At 32.9% G+C, this 19,497-nt stretch carries 17 protein-coding genes; 5 read left to right on the top strand and 12 right to left on the bottom strand.

The window, feature by feature from the left end; translation table 11 throughout:
* Nucleotides 1-128: 128 nt before the first annotated feature.
* From B8963_RS08955 to B8963_RS08945, 3 genes are all read left to right on the top strand, one after another.
* Nucleotides 129-437 carry a hypothetical protein gene (locus B8963_RS08955; RefSeq protein ID WP_143312499.1) on the top strand — a complete coding sequence of 103 codons (309 nt, stop codon included), beginning with the start codon at nucleotides 129-131 and terminating at the stop codon, nucleotides 435-437.
* Between the two features lie 212 nt (nucleotides 438-649).
* Entirely contained in the window at nucleotides 650-1,792 is a 1,143-nt protein-coding gene (locus tag B8963_RS08950; protein ID WP_084061167.1) for an alpha/beta hydrolase-fold protein, read from the top strand.
* 57 nt (nucleotides 1,793-1,849) lie between these two features.
* Complete coding sequence (locus B8963_RS08945) at nucleotides 1,850-2,758, top strand: alpha/beta hydrolase family protein (RefSeq protein ID WP_084061166.1); 909 nt, start codon at nucleotides 1,850-1,852, stop codon at nucleotides 2,756-2,758.
* Between the two features lie 109 nt (nucleotides 2,759-2,867).
* On the opposite strand, the gene B8963_RS08940 is transcribed toward B8963_RS08945, so the two are convergent.
* From B8963_RS08940 to gcvT, 5 genes are all read right to left on the bottom strand, one after another.
* Nucleotides 2,868-3,578: a YebC/PmpR family DNA-binding transcriptional regulator gene (locus B8963_RS08940; protein WP_084061165.1), complete on the bottom strand. Its 711-nt coding sequence runs from the start codon at nucleotides 3,576-3,578 to the stop codon at nucleotides 2,868-2,870.
* Between the two features lie 78 nt (nucleotides 3,579-3,656).
* The gene (locus tag B8963_RS08935) at nucleotides 3,657-3,944 is read right to left on the bottom strand and encodes a 4a-hydroxytetrahydrobiopterin dehydratase (protein WP_084061164.1); all 288 of its coding nucleotides are present in this window, start codon (nucleotides 3,942-3,944) and stop codon (nucleotides 3,657-3,659) included.
* Between the two features lie 34 nt (nucleotides 3,945-3,978).
* The gene (locus B8963_RS08930) at nucleotides 3,979-4,800 is read right to left on the bottom strand and encodes a sugar nucleotide-binding protein (protein ID WP_084061163.1); all 822 of its coding nucleotides are present in this window, start codon (nucleotides 4,798-4,800) and stop codon (nucleotides 3,979-3,981) included.
* Nucleotide 4,801: 1 nt separating this feature from the next.
* Entirely contained in the window at nucleotides 4,802-5,716 is a 915-nt protein-coding gene (locus B8963_RS08925) for a glutaminase (RefSeq protein ID WP_084061162.1), read from the bottom strand.
* Nucleotides 5,716-6,801, bottom strand: a complete 1,086-nt coding sequence (gene gcvT, locus B8963_RS08920) for a glycine cleavage system aminomethyltransferase GcvT (RefSeq protein WP_084061161.1) — start codon at nucleotides 6,799-6,801, stop codon at nucleotides 5,716-5,718. The genes B8963_RS08925 and gcvT overlap by 1 nt, the downstream gene beginning before the upstream one ends.
* Before the next feature lie 212 nt (nucleotides 6,802-7,013).
* On the opposite strand from gcvT, the gene B8963_RS08915 reads away from it, so the two are divergent.
* The gene (locus tag B8963_RS08915) at nucleotides 7,014-7,985 is read left to right on the top strand and encodes a polysaccharide lyase family 7 protein (protein WP_084061160.1); all 972 of its coding nucleotides are present in this window, start codon (nucleotides 7,014-7,016) and stop codon (nucleotides 7,983-7,985) included.
* A gap of 105 nt (nucleotides 7,986-8,090) precedes the next feature.
* Here B8963_RS08915 and thrC read toward each other — a convergent pair whose 3' ends face one another.
* The 5 genes from thrC to thrA are packed head-to-tail and all read right to left on the bottom strand — an operon-like array spanning nucleotide 8,091 to nucleotide 14,335.
* The gene (gene thrC, locus B8963_RS08910) at nucleotides 8,091-9,383 is read right to left on the bottom strand and encodes a threonine synthase (protein WP_084061159.1); all 1,293 of its coding nucleotides are present in this window, start codon (nucleotides 9,381-9,383) and stop codon (nucleotides 8,091-8,093) included.
* A gap of 48 nt (nucleotides 9,384-9,431) precedes the next feature.
* Complete coding sequence (locus B8963_RS08905; protein ID WP_084061158.1) at nucleotides 9,432-9,881, bottom strand: hypothetical protein; 450 nt, start codon at nucleotides 9,879-9,881, stop codon at nucleotides 9,432-9,434.
* Nucleotides 9,882-9,887: 6 nt separating this feature from the next.
* Entirely contained in the window at nucleotides 9,888-10,925 is a 1,038-nt protein-coding gene (locus B8963_RS08900; protein WP_084061157.1) for an acyltransferase family protein, read from the bottom strand.
* A 29-nt stretch (nucleotides 10,926-10,954) separates the two neighbouring features.
* Nucleotides 10,955-11,881, bottom strand: a complete 927-nt coding sequence (locus B8963_RS08895) for a homoserine kinase (protein ID WP_084061156.1) — start codon at nucleotides 11,879-11,881, stop codon at nucleotides 10,955-10,957.
* A 9-nt stretch (nucleotides 11,882-11,890) separates the two neighbouring features.
* On the bottom strand, nucleotides 11,891-14,335 hold the full coding sequence (thrA, locus tag B8963_RS08890; RefSeq protein ID WP_084061155.1) for a bifunctional aspartate kinase/homoserine dehydrogenase I: 2,445 nt from the start codon (nucleotides 14,333-14,335) through the stop codon (nucleotides 11,891-11,893).
* 271 nt (nucleotides 14,336-14,606) lie between these two features.
* Between thrA and B8963_RS08885 the strand changes: the two genes are divergently transcribed.
* Entirely contained in the window at nucleotides 14,607-16,154 is a 1,548-nt protein-coding gene (locus B8963_RS08885) for an NAD(P)H-hydrate dehydratase (protein ID WP_084061154.1), read from the top strand.
* A gap of 38 nt (nucleotides 16,155-16,192) precedes the next feature.
* Here the strand turns inward: B8963_RS08885 and B8963_RS08880 are convergent, their stop codons facing one another.
* The gene (locus B8963_RS08880) at nucleotides 16,193-16,594 is read right to left on the bottom strand and encodes an STAS/SEC14 domain-containing protein (RefSeq protein WP_084061153.1); all 402 of its coding nucleotides are present in this window, start codon (nucleotides 16,592-16,594) and stop codon (nucleotides 16,193-16,195) included.
* 315 nt (nucleotides 16,595-16,909) lie between these two features.
* Nucleotides 16,910-19,459, bottom strand: a complete 2,550-nt coding sequence (locus B8963_RS08875) for an ATP-dependent Clp protease ATP-binding subunit (protein ID WP_084061304.1) — start codon at nucleotides 19,457-19,459, stop codon at nucleotides 16,910-16,912.
* Between the last annotated feature and the right edge of the window lie 38 nt (nucleotides 19,460-19,497).

Genomic DNA, 19,497 nt, shown 5'->3' with positions numbered 1-19,497 from the left:
AAGTTTTCAAATTTTATAATTTGCATGCTTATAGGCATTTGCAAGATTATTTTAACTATATGAAAAATTTGATTTATTTAGTGTTGATTATTAGTTTCTTTAGCAGTAAAGCTCAAGAAAAAAAATGTTTGAATTATAGGACGGGAAAGTTTAATTATGAACTAGAGAATAGGCCGGAATTAGTTATTCGGACTGACTCAACTCAAATTGAAATAAATCCAATTACAAAAGTTGAAATCTATTCATCAATTAAATGGGAGTCGGATTGTAAATACATAATGACGTACACAAAAATATTAAATTATCCTGAAGGCACTAGTCATATGATTGGGCAGAAAATAAACGTAGAAATAATTAGTACGGATTCTGACGGGTATATAGTACACGCAAAAAGTCCTTTAATTGACAATATTTTGGGATTTGTAAAAGTGGAATAATATATACTGTTTACAGCAATACTTTTAAGTAATATAAAATAAACTTAAGGTTTATAGTCAATAGTTTATTTATATTTATATGTCAGAAAAGTAGATAGTCTCCAAGCATTGGGTTCGCTCTAGTGAAAAAAACAGTAACAAAACAAAATGGTTTCCTATTCAAAGCGTTTCATTTAGTCCAACTTTTACCATCTATTTAAATAAACTCGTTAATGAAGATTACAAGTTTTTTAATGTTAATTATAATTTCTACCATAACCTATGGTCAAGAAATAGATACACTTACTTTTTACTCAAAAGCATTCCAAGGAGAAAGAACTGTCTACATTCATAAACCAGAATTTTACAAATACAAATCGGAATTAGTGAAAATTCCTGTAATCTATTTGCTGGATGGACAAAATGAATGGTTTGTTAATCCAACCATTTCTGACATTCAGTATTTACGCTTCACAAAAGAAGTTCCAAGTGCAGTAATTGTTGTAATTCCATTAAAAGATAGAGTTAAGGAATGTGCCATTGTGGACTTAAAGACTAAATTACCATTAGATAAATTTATAACCGAAGAACTAGACAAAGAATTAAAGACGTACAACCTCAGTGATTTTAAAATAATTATTGGGCACTCTTTTTCAGCATCATTTTCGCTCTATTCATTTTACAATCATCCAGACTATTACACCTCTGTAATTGCAAATTCGCCATTTGACGAAATGCAAATGCTGGTTGAAGGATTTGAACAAACGGATACAATCGATAAATCAAAAATTTCAATCGCTATAGGCAGTATCCATAAAGATGATGTTCATAGAAAGAAATACGATAAATTAAAAAATCAATTTCCATCATTTTATAATTCGATTAATACTTTTGAAGCTAATTATTCTGCTCATAATGCTGTTCCAATTGCAGCAATACCCACTTTGCTGACAAAAGTATTTCAAGATTATAGAAGTCGCTACTTTGAAATTGCGAAAGTGAATATGGAATATAAGCTGGTGAAAAAACCAGATTCAATATCTGAGGAGTTGAACAAAATAGAAACTGCTTCTGTAATTGGAAATTATTATTATCCACCTGAAATTTCTGATATTAATGGTATTGCATCACGCTATTGGAACAATGAACTTGAAGATTATGCTACTAAAATCTATGAGCTTGGCTTAAAATACTACCCCAATTATTATGATTTTTATTTGTCTCTTTATGAGTTAACACTAAATAAGGACAAAACAAAATCTAAAGAACATTTAGAAAAGGCAGAATTTCTTTTAAAAACAGTCGAAAATAACTGGAAAGGAAAACAGGAAATTATTGATGAAATTAAAGCAGAAAAAATAAAAAACGGCTGGTAGTAATAGACAATACCCAAAGAAAAATCAATCAAAATCTATTTTTAAATTCAGCGCTTTATGAAAACTTACCTTTTATCTAACCTATTGCTTTGGTTATTAATTACTGCAGTGCCAGCAACAGTGTTTTCGCAATCTGACGTAACTATTAAAGAGGTAACCTTTGTAAGTGAAGGTGTTACCCTAGCAGGATCTATCGTAACACCCAAAAACCCTTTTGCAGCAGTGGTAGTTGTTCACGGATCTGACCCAGTAAAAAGAGAATTGGAGTTTGCAAAACGTCTTGCCAATGAAGGTATTGCTGTATTGACTTACGATAAACGTGGAGTCGGAGCATCCGGTGGTGTATATGTTGGACCAACGGTTGGAACGAATAATATTGACAAAACTAACTTAAATTTATTATCCCTCGATGCAAGTGCTGCAGTGAGTTTATTTAGAATGCATTTGAAAGATAAAAAAATAGCAATCGGTTTAGTTGGTTTTAGTCAGGCAGGTTGGATAATCCCAATCACTGCAAACAAAAATCCACTAGTTGACTTTATGGTTTTATTTAGTTGCCCTACGATTACAACTTTAGAACAACTGCGTTTTCAGTTTTATACCAATGGAGACAATAATTTTTGGGTAAACCATACAGAATCGGATGCTCGAGAACATGTTAAAAATGATCCAGACCGGTATCAGTTTGCAGCAACGGATCCAAAAGAATCTTTACAATCGCTTTCCATTCCAGGCCTATGGCTTTTTGGAGAAAAAGATATACAGATTCCAGTAAAGATGTGTATGGAACAATTAAATGCATTCAAAGCACAAGGAAAACCTTTTGAATATGTCTTATTCCCATCCTTAGGGCACAGTACAGCTTTTGCTAGCGATACCACACCTTTTGATATTTCCATTGCATGGATTAAACAGAAAACCTTGAACATCAACAATATTAAGAGCAAAAAGCCTCAAGAAAAATAAAGCACAGGTTTTAATAATTGTCTTAAAGAACATTTTTACTAAAATTCATAACTGAAAAAGCCTGTTGATTAATCGTCAACAGGCTTTTTAAATTGTTATGTAGAAACGTTTACTCTTGCATAGAATGGTACACATTCTGCACATCGTCATCTTCTTCTAATTTTTCGAGAAGTTTTTCAACATCGGCAATTTGTTCTTCGTTTAATTCCTTGGTCACTTGCGGTATACGTTCAAATCCGGAAGATAATATTTCTATTCCTCTGGCTTCTAATTCTTTTTGAATAGCTCCGAAACTCTCAAAAGGTGCGTAGATTAAAATCCCGTCATCATCAGCAAATACCTCTTCAGTACCAAAATCTATCATTTCTAACTCTAATTCTTCTGGGTCAATACCTTCTGCTGGTATTCTAAAATTACAGGTATGATCAAACATAAATTCTACAGAACCTGAGGTGCCTAAGCTACCATTACATTTATTAAAGTAACTACGAACATTGGCAACCGTTCTCGTATTATTATCGGTGGCAGTTTCTACAAGAATAGCAATGCCGTGTGGCGCATAACCTTCAAAAAGTACTTCTTTAAAATCGCCTAAACTTTTGTCACTTGCTCTTTTAATAGCGCGCTCTACGTTATCCTTTGGCATGTTAACTGCCTTGGCATTTTGTATTACTGCTCGTAATCTAGAATTAGAATCTGGATCAGGACCGCCTTCTTTTACGGCCATAACAATATCTTTACCTATACGCGTAAAGGCCTTAGACATTGCGGACCATCTTTTCATTTTACGTGCCTTTCTAAACTCAAAAGCTCTTCCCATTTCTAAATCTGATTATAAAATTAGTAGCACAAATTTAATACAATTTGCATTTTTAACAAGTATAAGTTAGCGTAGATACTATTCGCTATCAATAATTTTTTCGATGGTATGGGCTAACTTAAAATCTTTATCTGTTACGCCTTCTGCATCATGTGTATTCAATCGTATATGAAGCGATTTGTATACATTGGTCCAATCTGGATGATGCCCTTGTGCTTCGCATTCAAAAGCAATACGTGTCATTACGGAAAAAGCTTCTTTAAAATTCTCAAATTCAAAGGAGGTTTCAATAGCACCATCAACATATTCCCAACCGTCTAGTTGTTCGAGTTTTTTTTCTATTTCAATTAAATTTAAAGCCATCATAGTATTCTATTTTAAAGGTGAAAATTGCTTGTAATTAAGCAATTACATGATCATTAATTATTTCTTCGTAACTAGTTTGATAGTTTTTTGGTAACTGATTTTCTTTAGGTAAAACAGCTAAATACCGTTCTTCATTGGTTGTGTAAACACGTTTAAAAAGTGGGCTAAAATTCCCTACACGTTTTAAAATTTCTTGTATAAACTCTTCATGATGCACCAAATCATTACTGCCTAAATGAAAAACACCACTTTTATTTTTGCTAATTAAATAATGAATCTGTTGTGTAAGTTTACTATCATGAGTTACATTAATTACCAAGTTCGGAAAAACTTCTACAGGTTCATTATTAAGAATATGGTTTTTCATTTCTCTAATTCTAGGTGATGCATTTCCGAAAACCATCGGCAATCTTAAGATAGCCATTTTTTCTTTTGGTAGTCGCAGCAACATATTCTCTATCTTTATTTTTAAGCGACCATAAATACTTTCTGATAAGGTTTTATCATACTCGTACGATGGGTATTTACTATAGGCGTCGAACACATTGGCTGATGATATAAAGTACAATTTACAAGTATTGTGTAATACATATTCCACTAAATGTTGATGTGCTATTACCTGTGCTGTAAAATTACCACGTAAAGCGGAAATAATATAATCTGGCTTAACGGCTTCTAAGATCTCAAAAATATCATCTTCCTCAAGATTATAGCTGAAGAATTGTTTATTCTTTTCAAAACTTTTACGTGCAGTAAAATAGGTGCCGTAGGTATTAAAATAGTTGCACAACTCTTTATAGATTGCATTACCTATAAAGCCGCTAGCTCCAAGAATAAGAATCTTTTTTTTCTCCACTTTAAAAAATTGATTGGCCAGTAGCAGTAGTTAGTTTCTCTAATGCTTCCATTCCTAATTTAGAATTACCTTTTTTATTTAGTCCAGGGGACCATGTAGCTACACAAAACTTATTGGGTAATAACGCAACAATACCACCTCCAACGCCACTTTTACCTGGCAAACCTACTTCAAATGCAAATTCACCTGCTTCATCATAAAAGCCACAAGTAAGCATTAAAGCATTAATTCTTTTAATCTGACTTGTGGTTAAGTAAGTTTGCTCTTGCATGCATTTGCCACCATTCATAAACATAAAAAATGCTTTTGTAAGTTGTTGGCAATTCATTTGAATAGCACATTGGTGAAAATAAAAATCAAGAACTGTATCTACATCATTTTGAAGGTTATTGTATGATTTTAAAAGATTAGCGGCTGCAATGTTTCTAAAGCCTGTTTTCTTTTCTGAATCAGTAATAGTCAAATCAAAATTAATACTAGTATCATTAGTGATTTTACGCACATAATTTAGAAAATCTTCTTTTGGATTTTTTAGATTAGAAAGTAATACATCTGCGACGACTATTGCTCCTGCATTGATAAGTGGATTTCTTGGTATTCCATTTTCCAATTCTAAAAGTGACAAATGGTTAAATGGATCCCCAGAGGGTTCAACATCTACTCTAGACCATAACTCATCGCCAATTAGACTAAATGCTAAACTTAAGCTAAGGACTTTTGAGATACTTTGTATTGAAAATACTTCTTGAAAATCGCCAGACGAAAACTCTAGTTTTTCAGCATTTATTAAGTGTATTCCGAATTTGTTTTTATCTATTTTAGATAATTCAGGAATATAGGAAGCAACATCACCCCGATCACTCGAAGTAGCAGCTTGACTATTTATAGTATTTAAAATGGCTTGATAATCAATCATTATTTTTTATAAAACGGTAATTTTACAACCGTTGCAGGAATGGCGTTTTTTCTAATCTGTATATAAATTTTAGACCCTATTGTTGCAAAAGCGGTAGGTACGTAGCCTAAACCAATTCCTTTGCCCATTGACGGAGACATAGTGCCTGAAGTTACAATACCAATTTTTTCCCCCTGATCATTTACAATATCATAATCATGTCTTGGGATTCCTCTTTCATCCAATTCAAAAGCAATAAGTTTTCTTTTAGATCCAGTTTCTTTCTCCTTGGCAAGATTATCGCTATTTACAAAGTCTTTAGTGAACTTAGTTACCCAGCCTAATCCAGCTTCAAGAGGAGAGGTGGTGTCATTTATATCATTTCCGTAAAGGCAGTAGCCCATTTCTAAACGAAGGGTATCTCTAGCCGCCAATCCAATTGGTTTAATACCAAAACTTTTACCTGCTTCAAAAACTTTATTCCAAACTTGTTCTACTTCTGAATTCTTACAATAAATTTCAAAACCTCCAGAGCCTGTATAACCAGTCGCGGAAATAATTACATGTTCTATACCTGCAAAATCAGCAACCTCAAACGTATAAAATTTAATAGCGGCTAAATCTACAGATGTTAAAGATTGCATCGCCTCAACAGCTTTCGGGCCTTGAATGGCTAATAAAGAATAGTCTACCGAAAGATCGCGCATGTCTGCATTAAACTCTTTATTGTATGTAGAAATATGATTCCAATCTTTTTCAATATTAGAGGCATTAACTACCAATAAATATTGTTCGTCTTTAATTTGATATATAATTAAATCATCTACAATACCACCTGTTTCATTAGGCATGCAACTATATTGCGCTTTGCCAATAGTAAGTTTGGTAGCATCATTAGAAGATACTTTCTGAATTAAGTTTAGAGCATTTGGGCCACTAATTAAAAATTCTCCCATATGCGATACATCAAAAACACCAACGCCATTACGTACTGTTTCGTGCTCTGCATTCACTCCTTCATAGGAAACAGGCATGTTATAACCTGCAAAGGGCACTAATTTTGCTCCTAATTTCTCATGTACGTTTGTTAAAGCTGTGTTTTTCATTTTATATAATTTTGCTGCAAATTTATTGAAAATACCTAAGAATATTTCATCTTAATTACGCTATTCTTTAAAAGTATATTGTCTACGGAACTCCTTTAAATTATCTAAATACAATAACTAATAAAATATAACATACATCTATTTTAACAGGAAAAATATAGGTACTGTAAATAAAAATCCTTATAATTGGCGAACCAAATTGGTAAACCAATATGAATTTGTTTGAAATGAATAGGTATCAGATTACAAAAAACAACTTTAACATGCACATGATAGGTGCCATTTTGTTCCTATTTATAGGTGTTAGTTGTTCAAAAGATAAGATGATAAATGCTGATGATACAACAATGGTGGAAGAGACTACGGAGATTCCAGCTGACACATCAAATACGGATACTACTTCATCAACAGGAGATACGAGTACATCTGGTGAAACAGCGGGAACAGCTTCTAAACCCGCAGATTTAATGGTGAATTGTAGCCAATGGAAAATTACTTATCCCGATGGAGTAGAAGATAAGACCTTATGTCCGGAGGAGAATAACGAATACTTTTTTGTTAATGAATCTAAGAACGGTATTGTCTTTAAAGCACCTATACGCAGTAGTAATAATACCACAGCAAATTCTACCTACATACGATCAGAGCTAAGGGAACGAACAGCGGATGGTAATGCAGATATTTATTGGACCACGGCTGGGAGTCATACTATTTATGTGAAACAAGCATTTACACATTTACCTATAAATAAAAATCACGTGGTGGCTACGCAAATTCATGGAGATAAAGATGCGGGAATAGATGATGCTATGGTTCTACGTTTAGAAGGCACACACCTTTTTCTGAGTTTTAATGGAGGGAAATTACGTAGTGATTTAACCATAACCAATAATTATACTTTAGGCACAACACATGAAGTTATTTTTAAGATTGTAGATGGAAAACACTATTGTTATTACAGTGAGGATGGTACTTTAAAAAGTAAATTGAAAAATGGTACCGCATCGACTTATTTAATAAAAGAAGGATCTTCGGATGTTTTAATGAATCTTACTTATGATCAATCTTATTTTAAAGTGGGCAATTATACCCAAAGTAATTCTCAGAAAGAAGGTGCTGATACAGATAATGCAAATAATTATGGCGAAGTTGTTGTTTATGACTTCTTTGTAGACCATAAATAATACTAATAAACACTGACCATTAATTAGTTTTTTAGTTGATAATAAAAAAGGGTAATACCAATGTAGCGGTATACCCTTTTTTAATTTTTATAGCAGCACGTATGCTTAGTTTATTAAATAGTTTTTCAACTCGTCATAAGTAGAAATGTTGATCGACTTTTTCTTCTTATTCATTTGCTTTAATATTTTTTCAGGAATATCTATATTCTCTTTGATGGTGTCTTCTACCGTATCTAAAAATTTTACAGGGTGTGCTGTTTCTAAGAAAATGCCATATGTATTTGGATTATTTTCTTGATACTTTTTAAGTCCTAAAAACCCGACAGCACCATGTGGGTCGGCAACGTATGAAAAATCGTTATACAGTTCTAACATAGCTTCTTTAGTTTGCTCGTCTGTAAACGAATAAGCAGATAAATTTGTGGAAAGCGTATTAAAATCATCTTTAAACATATGTCTAATTCGGATGAAATTACTTGGGTCTCCAACATCCATTGCATTTGAAATAGTTGCTATAGATGGTTTTGGATCGTAGCTTTTCGTTTCCATGAATCGAGGTACTACATCGTTAACATTTGTGGCGGCAATAAAATGTTTTACCGGCATTCCAAGTTGTTGCGCCATAATACCTGCACAGATATTACCAAAATTACCACTCGGTATAGAGAATACAATATCTTTTCCTTTTGATTTTGCTTGCTTGTAGGCAATTAGAAAGTAAAATAATTGCGGTAACCAACGTGCTACATTGATGGAGTTTGCAGAGGTTAATTGCTTTTTATTAGTGATTTCTTTATCTAAAAACGCAGTTTTAACCATGGTTTGGCAATCATCAAAAGTACCGTTTACTTCTAATGCGGTAATATTTTTACCTAAGGTTGTAAGTTGTTTTTCTTGAATATCACTCACTTTTCCACTTGGGTAAAGGATCACCACCTTAACACCATCTACGCCTAAAAAACCATTGGCTACTGCGCCACCAGTATCACCAGATGTAGCAACTAGTACAGTAACATCATTCTTTTTATTTTCTGAAAAATGACCTAGACATCGAGCCATAAATCCTGCTCCAACATCTTTAAACGCTAGGGTAGGACCATGAAAAAGTTCTAGAGTGCCAACATTTTCATTAATATCCACAATTGGGAAATCAAAGTTTAAAACTTCCTCTAAAATCACTTTTAGTTTGTCATCATCAATATCATCAGAAACAAATTGATGTATTGCTTTATAGGCAATTTCCGTATTGCTTAACGAGCTTATGTTATCAAAAAAATCTTTAGGCAAAGGTGTTATTTTCTCAGGAAAATATAAACCACGATCAGGAGCTATTCCTTTGATAACGGCATCTTTGAAACTAACATTTGGGGCTTTTTTGTTGAGGCTGTAAAAGTTCATTTTTTATATTATTTGGAGTTTTTGAGTTTTAATTTATAACTGCTTTTATTAACAATCATCAGTATCTTCATAATACTGCATGGCGTCTCTTAATTTGGTAAAATCATCAATAGTGGTATTTCGGATTAATGAAATATCTTTTTGAGAAGTTTTTTCGTTTTTTATAATCCCTTTAAATTGGGATCCATTTTGTTCAATGAATATATAATTGGTATATCTACCTGAATTCCAGTAATCATCAACGAATAAAAAACCGTTGTTGTTATTGGCAAAGACTTCAAATTTCCGCCAAACAGTTTCATCATTATCGGCATCAAGAAAACGTACTATACTTTTATAATATATTGCTCCTGTGCATTCTTGTATAAATGATTGTATATAAATCTGAATTGGTTTCCCGTTAAATGTACCTTCAAATACACTTTCCTTTTTAATTTCTTGACCAATAGAAATTATTGGCAAAAAAAGGATTAGCAGTACTAAAACTAGTTTTTTCATAGCTAATTATAATTTTTTAATTGCTTTACGTAGTGGTGCTTCTATAAATTGATAGCTTAAACCAGCTACTAATATTAGTAGTACTAGTGAAGTATAGAATTTAGTGGTCTCACTTGTAATATTGCAATCTTTTAAAATTGCTCTGGTCCAAGCGAATATTGGATTTTGTAAAATATAAACGCCATAACTTATTTCACCTAAAAAAATGAATGGTTTGTATTTAGACAAATTTGTTAAGTGTCCCTTATTGGCGGAAATACACAGAATAATAGGAATGAAAACTAAGGCTAATAAACCATTATGAAAATTAAAATAAGTATTGGTGTAGAGTATTACTATTAATAGTATGCCTAAAAGTAATATCCACATATCGAAATTTATAGATGCCCTAGTGCTATTTTTTACAAAATACAAGCCTGCTAGATTCCCAATTAAGAATTCGCTCAAGTGCATAGGAGGAAAATAGAATAAAAGTTCATGACTAACCGATGGGTAACCTTGATAATACGTGGAAAAAATACCTAAATGAAATATAATCTGACTTACAATAAATATAGAGAGAATTGGAATAGCTAGTTTTTTAAGACTAATTTTTGAGTAATACCTATTGAATATTACAGGAAACAAGGCATAAAAGAAAAACTCCACAGCTATGGACCAGGCAGGATAATTATAAGAAAGTGCTTTACCTGGTAACCAGCTTTGTATCATATTAATATTCAAGAACAAATCTCCTAGTTCACTAGGTCTGTGATAATAGGTCTTAAAAAAAAACAAAATTACGAGTGCCAATACGTATACAGGATAAATTCTGGCAAATCTATTTTTTATATAAGCCAAGAAATCAACCTTATTATACTGATGATAGGCAATAATCATTATAAAACCAGATAATAAAAAGAAATAGCTAACGGCAATATTACCTTGCTTAAATAGTGGTTGTAGTATACTAGCGTTAAAAGGATAGATTTCTAGACCGTAATGATAAATTACTACGGCGATAGCAGCTATAAATCTAGAAAATGTTAACTGATCTATCCTCAATTTAAATTGATTTAATTAGGTTTAATAATCTATAAAATCTTTATTCCCTCGGCATTTACTTTAGATACATGAATATCATAATCAATTCCAATTTTATCATACACTTCAGACATGGCATTGGCAACTTTTTTTGCTGCTACTTCCCCTTTGCTCAAAGCAAAGATAGAAGGTCCAGATCCTGAGATACCACTACCAAGAGCTCCAGCTTCGATTGCTTTTTGTTTTACAGAATCAAATCCTGGAATAAGTATAGAGCGTATAGGTTCTACAATATGATCTTCTAAAGACCTACCAATAAGATCATAATCTTCAGTAAATAAACCAGCAATAAGTCCGCCTACATTACCCCATTGTTTTATACCGTCTTCTAAAGAAATTGTTGTTTTTAAAATACGTCGAGAGTCTGAGGTCTTAACTTCGATTTGTGGGTGAATCACTGTAGCAAAAAGCTCTTTTGGCGTATTTATTTTAACTATATCTAATGGCTGGTAGCTACGTACCAATGTAAAACCGCCAAAAAGGGCAGGAGCCACATTGTCAGCATGTGCTACACCACTAGCTAAACGTTCCCCTTCCATAGCAAATTTTACTAATTCAAGCGGAGTAAAAGGCTTTCCAATAAGTTGGTTCATTGCCCAAACAGCGCCAGTGGAACTAGCTGCGCTGCTGCCAATTCCACTACCTGCTTTTATTTTTTTATAAATTTCTATTTCAAAGCCGCCGTTATAATCAAAAGCCGCTAATAAAGCCAAGCCAGCAACTCCTGCAACATTTTGTAAGGTTTCGGTTGGTAAATCTTGACCTGTAAGTTTTATTATTTTAATTCCTTTTTCTTGGGTTTTTCTAACCACCATTTCATCACCAACAGAATCTAAGGCAAGACCTAAAACATCAAATCCGCAAGAAACATTTGCTATAGTAGCCGGACAAAAAACTCTAATTTCACTTGCTTGCATAACTCCTACTTAAAAATTTCCTATCCTAATAATATCGGCAAAAATACCCGACGCAGTTACTTCTGCTCCAGCACCTGCGCCTTTAATAATCATTGGCTGATTTGGATAACGTTCCGTATAAAATAAAACAATATTATCACTACCTTCAAGATTATAAAAATCATGCCCTTTTGGAATATGCTGTAATCCAACACTTGCTTTTCCATTTTCTAATTGAGCAACATATTTTAATTTGCTTTCCGTATCGCTTGCCTCCTTATACATTTTCTGAAAGCTATCTTCGTGTTTAATCAAAGATGTGAAAAAGTCTTCATTGTTTTTTGTGTCCAAACTTTCTTGTGGTAAGAAGGGTTTATTGGCAATCTCTTCAATATCAATTTTATTTCCACTCTCACGGGCCAAGATTAATATTTTACGCATAACATCAATACCGCTAAGATCTATCTTCGGATCTGGTTCGGTATACCCTTGTTCTTGAGCCTGTTTCACTATATCATGAAAAGTAGACTGATCATTAAAGTTATTAAAAACAAAGTTTAAACTACCGGAAAGTACTGCTTGAATTTTTAAAATTTTATCACCCGACGCAATTAAATTTTTTAAGGTATCTATAATAGGTAATCCTGCTCCAACATTTGTTTCAAATAAGAAGGGAGCATTGTATTTACGCGCTAAATCTTTAAGATTTTTATAATTGTCAAATTCTGATGAACAAGCAATTTTATTACAAGTAACTACAGATATGCTGTTTTTTAAATAAGAGGCATAAGTCTCGGAAACTTCTGCACTAGCTGTATTATCTACAAAAATGCTATTTCTGTAATTTAGTTTTTGAATTTTTTCAAAGAACTTTTGCTTATCGGCTTTCTCACCTTCTTTTAGTTTCTCTTCCCAATTTTTCAGTGAAATCCCGTCTTCTTCAAAAACCATAGTTCTTGAGTTAGAAATTCCGATTACACGAACATTTAATTTTAAATTATCCTTTAAAAATTTACGTTGTTGTTTAATCTGATTCAAAAATTTTGTCCCTACATTTCCAACGCCCATTACAAATAAGTTTAATTGTTTGGTGTTGTCTTCAAAAAATTCTTCGTGTAGGGTGTTTAATGCTTTTTTTACATCGTCTTTAACAATCACTGCGGAAATATTGCGTTCTGATGCTCCCTGTGCAATGGCTCTAATATTAACATTGTTTTTTCCTAAAGTGCTAAACATTTTACCACTTAATCCTTGGTGACTTTTCATGTTATCACCAACAAGGGCAATAATGGCTAAATCACGTTCAGCAATTACAGGTTTTATTTTGCCTAGGGAAATTTCGTATTCAAAGGCTTCATTTACAATTTGTACTGCTTTATCAGAATCATTATCAGCAATACCAACGCATATGGAATGTTCTGATGATGCTTGTGTAATTAATACAACACTAATATTAGATTGCGATAATACTTCAAAAAAACGTTTAGATATTCCAGGAATACCAACCATACCTGATCCTTCTAAAGAAAGTAATGCAATGTTTTCTACATGACTAATTCCTCTAACGGTTTTGCCAAGTTCATTTTTGTTTTTTGTTATTAATGTTCCTTCATTGTCAGCATCAAAAGTATTTTTGATGACAATAGATATTCCTTTAGATAAAACAGGTTGAATTGTAGGAGGGTAAAGTACTTTAGCGCCAAAGTGCGATAATTCCATAGCTTCTTCATACGATATATGCGGAATCGCCATGGCTTGTTTTACTATTCTAGGGTTTGCAGTATACATACCACTAACATCTGTCCAAATCTCCAATAATTCTGCATTAATTGCACTGGCTACAATGGCAGCAGTATAATCCGAACCTCCTCTACCAAGTGTAGTAGAATCTCCATTTAATGAGGAAGCTATAAAGCCCGCCATAACAATAATATCTTGTTCTACAGATGAAAAATAGTTTTTGCAATTTTCATTAGTAACCTTAAAATCAACGGTGGCTTTGCCGAAATTTCCGTTTGTTTTTATGAGTTCTCGACTGTCTTTGTAAGTGCAATTAAGTTTTTCTGAAATAAAATATTCACTAATAATATAGGAAGATAAAAGTTCGCCAAAACTTACAATTTTATCTGATAGTTTAGGAGTAATTTCTCCAATTAAATAGGCGCCTTCTAGAAGTGTTTCTAATGTGTTAAGTTCACTTTTTACTTTGCTTAACACCTTGCTTTGTTGCAAAACCGGTATCAGTTCCTTGATGGTGTTTAAGTGTCTTTCCTCAATTTCTTTAAGAGTAGATTTATACGCCGTATTCTGCGCAGAGGCTAGTTTTGCTGTATTTAGTAATAAATCTGTAACTCCACCAAGAGCAGAAACTACAACTATATTTTTATCGGCTTGAGATTTTGATACGATATTTTTTACGAGGGCTATATTATTTGCGTTTGCAACAGAGGTGCCTCCAAATTTTAAAACTTTCATTATGTGAAATAATTATGTTGACTAAAAATAAAAATGCATGTATATGCGAAAATGGACGAGTATGTAGCAGATTACCCCAAAGGGGTAGTGGTGCTGTTAGTGATAGTAGTATCACAAGCAATAAAAAATGTAGAAAAGTTAATTTTACAATCCATTATTAGGTCTTTATATCTTTTAAAGATATGCTCAAATGTAGTATTTTTGATTTCTTTATCAAATGATTTCTGAAATTTTTATGGAATCGTCAAATTATATGAAATAATTTTATTAAATGAAGATTTTTAACGCCAAACAAATCTACGAAGCTGATAAATTTACAATAAAGAAACAACAGATTTCTAGCGATGAGCTCATGGAACGAGTTGCTATTCAAATTTTTAATTGGTTGCATTTACGCTTGCAAGGTGCCCCAGTAAAAATTCATTTATTTTGTGGCATTGGTAATAATGGAGGCGATGGAGTAGCGGTTGCCAGGCACCTACAGGAGCACGGTTACCATATTCACGTGCACATTGTAAATTACAGTGATAAGCGTTCGGATGATTTTTTGCTGAACCTGAACAGGTTAAAAGATCGTAAGATCTGGCCAAATTTTATAAATAGTGATTCTGAATTTCCAGAAATCAGTAATGAAGACATTGTAATTGACGCAATTTTCGGAATAGGTCTGAATAGAAATCCAGATGCATGGGTGGTAAAGTTAATACAGAATATAAATGCTTCCAACGCATTTGTGCTTGGTGTGGATATACCTTCTGGCCTGTTTACCGATAGGGCAGTAGAAATAAAAGAAGGAGTAGTGAGAGCAAGTTATGTGTTAAGTTTTCAAACACCAAAATTGGTTTTTTTCCTTCCTGAAACAGGTATTTACAGTAATCAATGGGAGATTCTTGATATAGGTATTGATCCTGAATACTTAATGAATACTGCAGTAGATTATGACTTGATTGGTAAACATGAAGTTTTACCCTTATACATACCTAGAGAAAAATTTTCACATAAAGGTACTTATGGACATGCACTAATTGTAGGAGGAAGCTATGGTAAAATTGGCTCAGTACAATTGGCCTCCAAAGCGTGCTTATTAACAGGTAGTGGTTTGGTTACGGCATATTTACCAAAATGTGGCTATATACCTATGCAAACTGCATTGCCAGAAGTAATGATTATTACTGATGAAGATGAAAAGAATATAAGTACTATTAATTTTGAAATTTCGCCAAATGTAATTGGAATAGGGATAGGTTTGAGTACTGTAAAAAATACACAAAAAGCTTTCGAAGAATTTTTGAAAAAAAATACATTACCACTGGTAATCGATGCTGATGGGATCAATATTTTGTCCGAAAATAAATCTTTTTTAAAATTGTTGCCCGCACAAACCATTTTAACACCACATCCAAAGGAGTTAGAACGTTTAATAGGCTCTTGGAAAGATGATTTTGATAAACTAAAAAAAGCCAAAGCTTTTTCCAAAAAGTACGATTGTGTTTTGGTGCTAAAAGGCGCTCATACCATTACGCTGTATAACAATAAAGGATATATAAACACAACGGGTAATCCAGGAATGGCAACTGCCGGGAGCGGAGATGTGTTAACAGGGATTATTACAGGGTTAATTGCACAAGGCTATTCTACTGAAACTGCTGCAGTCTTTGGAGTTTATTTGCATGGAAAGGCAGGAGATATAGCCGTAGAAAATTATGGGTATCAAGCATTAATTGCTAGTACAATTAGTGATGCCATTGGCGATGCTTTTATAGATTTATTTAAAGCTCCAAATCCAGTACCTGAACAAGAAGAACCAATTGAAGAATAAAAAAAAACCTTCCGTTAAATGCGGAAGGTTTTTTTAAATTATTTATTGCGAACACGGCGTTTTACCCATGCTAAGGCATTTTCATATTCAATAAAAAATTTCATTGGATTTTTATAAAAAAGCTTTTCAATTTTAAAATTATGCATGTCAATTTCCTTTATAGAAACAACTGCAAAAGCTTTTAAATTTTCAATTTCTCTAATATAACTATAGACGGTGGGGTCTATAGCATAAGAATTTTTTCTAAGGCTTATATATCCAAAGTTTTTTTCCCTAAAATGTATTTCTGCTATTCCTATAATTTGATACGCCCTTTCTAAAGATAATGTTGCTCCCTCCTCGAAAATGGCAACCATGTAATCATCGTATACTTGTACAATACCAGTTTCTAAATGGTATTCTCGAACGACGATTTTGTTTTTCGATTGTTCAATTCTCATTCTTCGTAAATTATATAGTGTGTCTCGGTAACGAAAATATAACTAAGCTGAAAAATGTTAAAAAATACTAGATAAAGAACCTAAATATCGTACAAGTAACTAAAGTATATAGTTTTTTTATAAAATTGAAAGTAAAAGGTTACAATGAATTGAGTTGCGACTTATTTTGAAAATAGAATTGAATTAATAATTCGTAATTATTATTTTAATTTTTTCTGAATTTTTAAGTTTGGAAGTCAGAAATTTTAATTCTGATATTTTTGTATAAAAAAAGGAGAGCAATTTGCTCTCCTTTTATTGTCTTTCAATAGCGTTTTAAGCTTTTGATTCTTTCTTAGATTTTTCAATTTTAATGGTAAGTTCTTCCTTGTTTTCATCCAAGTCCATAAAAATTGTATCACCTTCTTGTAATTTTGAATTTACAATTTCCTCGGCTAGTACATCTTCTATGTATTTTTGAATAGCTCTTTTTAAAGGTCGTGCTCCATATTGCTTATCAAATCCTTTTTCAGCGATGTAATCTTTAGCTTTTTCAGAAAGCTGTAATTCATATCCGATATCTTTAATACGAGCTAATAGTTTACGCAATTCAATATCAATAATCTTATGAATATCTTCTTTCTCTAATGGGTTAAAGACTACTACATCATCAATTCTATTCAAAAATTCTGGTGCAAAGGCCTTTTTAAGTGCATTTTCAATTACGCTTTTTTGGTGACTATCTGTCTGCGATTTCATGGCGTTTGTACCAAAACCAACGCCTTGACCAAAATCCTTCAACTGGCGTGCACCAATATTGGAAGTCATTATTATGATCGTATTTCTAAAATCAATTTTACGACCTAAGCTATCGGTTAAGAACCCGTCATCAAGCACTTGCAACATCATGTTAAATACATCTGGATGCGCTTTTTCTACTTCATCTAATAAAACAACTGCGTATGGCTTGCGACGAACTTTTTCTGTTAATTGCCCACCTTCTTCATAACCAACATAACCTGGAGGTGCACCAACCAAACGAGATATAGCAAATTTTTCCATGTACTCACTCATGTCAATACGAATAAGCGCATCTTCAGAATCGAACAATTCTTTTGCTAATACTTTTGCTAATTGTGTTTTACCAACCCCAGTTTGACCAAGAAATATGAATGAACCAATAGGTTTGTTAGGATCTTTTAATCCTGCTCTATTTCGTTGTATTGCTTTTGCAACTTTAGCAACTGCTTCATCTTGACCTATTACATTACCTTTAATAAGGTTAGGTAATTCAGATAGTTTTGTAATTTCTGTTTGCGCAATTCTATTTACAGGAATACCGCTCATCATAGAAACAACGTCGGCAACATTGTCTTCAGTTACAATTTCTCGATGTAATTTGCTTTCCTCTTCCCATTTTTCTTGAGCAATGGCAAGATCTTTTTCTAATTTTTTTTCGTCATCACGAAGTTTTGCGGCTTCTTCATAACGTTGTTTTTTAACAACACTATTTTTAAGCTCACGAACATCTTCTAGTTGCTTTTCTAATTCTAGAATTTGTTTTGGAACATCCATATTAACAATATGAACTCTAGACCCAGCTTCATCTAATGCATCAATAGCTTTATCCGGAAGAAAACGATCCGTCATGTATCTATTGGTTAACTTAACACAAGCAATAAGTGATTCTTCTGTATAGATTACATTATGATGGTCTTCGTATTTACCTTTAATATTTTTCAGAATTTCAATAGTTTCATCTACCGTTGTAGGCTCAACAATTACCTTCTGGAATCTACGTTCTAGAGCACCATCTTTTTCAATATATTGTCTATACTCGTCTAGCGTTGTAGCTCCAATACATTGTATTTCTCCTCTCGCTAGTGCAGGTTTAAACATGTTAGAAGCATCTAAGCTCCCTGTTGCTCCGCCGGCACCAACAATGGTGTGTATTTCATCAATAAAAAGAATTATATCATCATTCTTTTCAAGTTCATTCATAACGGCTTTCATTCGTTCTTCGAATTGCCCTCTGTATTTTGTACCTGCTACTAATGAAGCTAAGTCTAAGGTAACTACACGTTTGTTGTAAAGAATACGGGATACCTTTTTATTAATTATACGTAGCGCTAAACCTTCAGCAATGGCACTTTTACCAACACCTGGTTCTCCTATAAGTAAAGGATTGTTTTTCTTTCTTCTACTTAATATTTGCGATACACGTTCAATTTCTTTTTCTCTACCAACAACAGGATCTAATTTATTTTCCTCTGCCATTTGTGTAAGATCACGACCAAAATTGTCTAGAACCGGAGTTTTAGATTTTTTACTTCCTTTTTGGTTCGATGCTCCTCCAAAACTTCCTTCTTTACCTTCGGCTGCATCATCAGCATCATTAGGGAAAGATTCAGATGTTGGGGAGTCTACATAATCATCATCACTTGTAATCATTGACTTAAATTGCTCTTTAACCCCATCATAGTCTACCTTTAATTTGTGTAATAATTTGGTAGTTGGGTCATTTTCATTTCTTAGTATACACAACAATAAATGTGCAGTATTAATAGAAGAACTTTGAAAAAGTTTAGCTTCTAAAAAAGTTGTTTTTAGTGCGCGCTCAGCCTGTCTAGTTAAATGCAAATTCTTTTTATCTTTTTGCATTGGTGTAGCGCTTGGGTTTGCTGGACTTAAAATTTCGACCTTTCTTCTAAGGTGATTTAAGTCTACATCTAAAGCGTCAAGAATACTAATTGCTTTGCCACTTCCATCACGTAATAGGCCAAGCATTAAATGCTCAGTTCCTATAAAATCATGACCAAGTCGTAAGGCTTCTTCTTTACTATAAGCAATTACATCTTTTACTCTAGGTGAAAAATTATCATCCATATATTTTCCTTTCAACATTAAAAATAGTAAATCTATCT

The organism is Cellulophaga tyrosinoxydans, assembly GCF_900176415.1.
Taxonomy (GTDB): domain Bacteria; phylum Bacteroidota; class Bacteroidia; order Flavobacteriales; family Flavobacteriaceae; genus Cellulophaga; species Cellulophaga tyrosinoxydans.
The sequence above is the reverse complement of the archived record's forward strand: the minus strand, read 5'-3'. Positions and strand labels throughout refer to the sequence as shown.

Excerpts from the sequence above, each read along its gene's own strand:
- B8963_RS08950 (WP_084061167.1), top strand. The coding sequence starts at position 650 with ATGAAGATTACAAGTTTTTTAATGTTAATTATAATTTCTACCATAACC.
- B8963_RS08945 (WP_084061166.1), top strand. The coding sequence starts at position 1,850 with ATGAAAACTTACCTTTTATCTAACCTATTGCTTTGGTTATTAATTACT.
- B8963_RS08940 (WP_084061165.1), bottom strand. The coding sequence starts at position 3,578 with ATGGGAAGAGCTTTTGAGTTTAGAAAGGCACGTAAAATGAAAAGATGG.
- B8963_RS08935 (WP_084061164.1), bottom strand. The coding sequence starts at position 3,944 with ATGATGGCTTTAAATTTAATTGAAATAGAAAAAAAACTCGAACAACTA.
- B8963_RS08925 (WP_084061162.1), bottom strand. The coding sequence starts at position 5,716 with ATGATTGATTATCAAGCCATTTTAAATACTATAAATAGTCAAGCTGCT.
- gcvT (WP_084061161.1), bottom strand. The coding sequence starts at position 6,801 with ATGAAAAACACAGCTTTAACAAACGTACATGAGAAATTAGGAGCAAAA.
- B8963_RS08915 (WP_084061160.1), top strand. The coding sequence starts at position 7,014 with ATGAATTTGTTTGAAATGAATAGGTATCAGATTACAAAAAACAACTTT.
- thrC (WP_084061159.1), bottom strand. The coding sequence starts at position 9,383 with ATGAACTTTTACAGCCTCAACAAAAAAGCCCCAAATGTTAGTTTCAAA.
- B8963_RS08905 (WP_084061158.1), bottom strand. The coding sequence starts at position 9,881 with ATGAAAAAACTAGTTTTAGTACTGCTAATCCTTTTTTTGCCAATAATT.
- B8963_RS08895 (WP_084061156.1), bottom strand. The coding sequence starts at position 11,881 with ATGCAAGCAAGTGAAATTAGAGTTTTTTGTCCGGCTACTATAGCAAAT.
- thrA (WP_084061155.1), bottom strand. The coding sequence starts at position 14,335 with ATGAAAGTTTTAAAATTTGGAGGCACCTCTGTTGCAAACGCAAATAAT.
- B8963_RS08885 (WP_084061154.1), top strand. The coding sequence starts at position 14,607 with ATGAAGATTTTTAACGCCAAACAAATCTACGAAGCTGATAAATTTACA.
- B8963_RS08880 (WP_084061153.1), bottom strand. The coding sequence starts at position 16,594 with ATGAGAATTGAACAATCGAAAAACAAAATCGTCGTTCGAGAATACCAT.
- B8963_RS08875 (WP_084061304.1), bottom strand. The coding sequence starts at position 19,459 with ATGGATGATAATTTTTCACCTAGAGTAAAAGATGTAATTGCTTATAGT.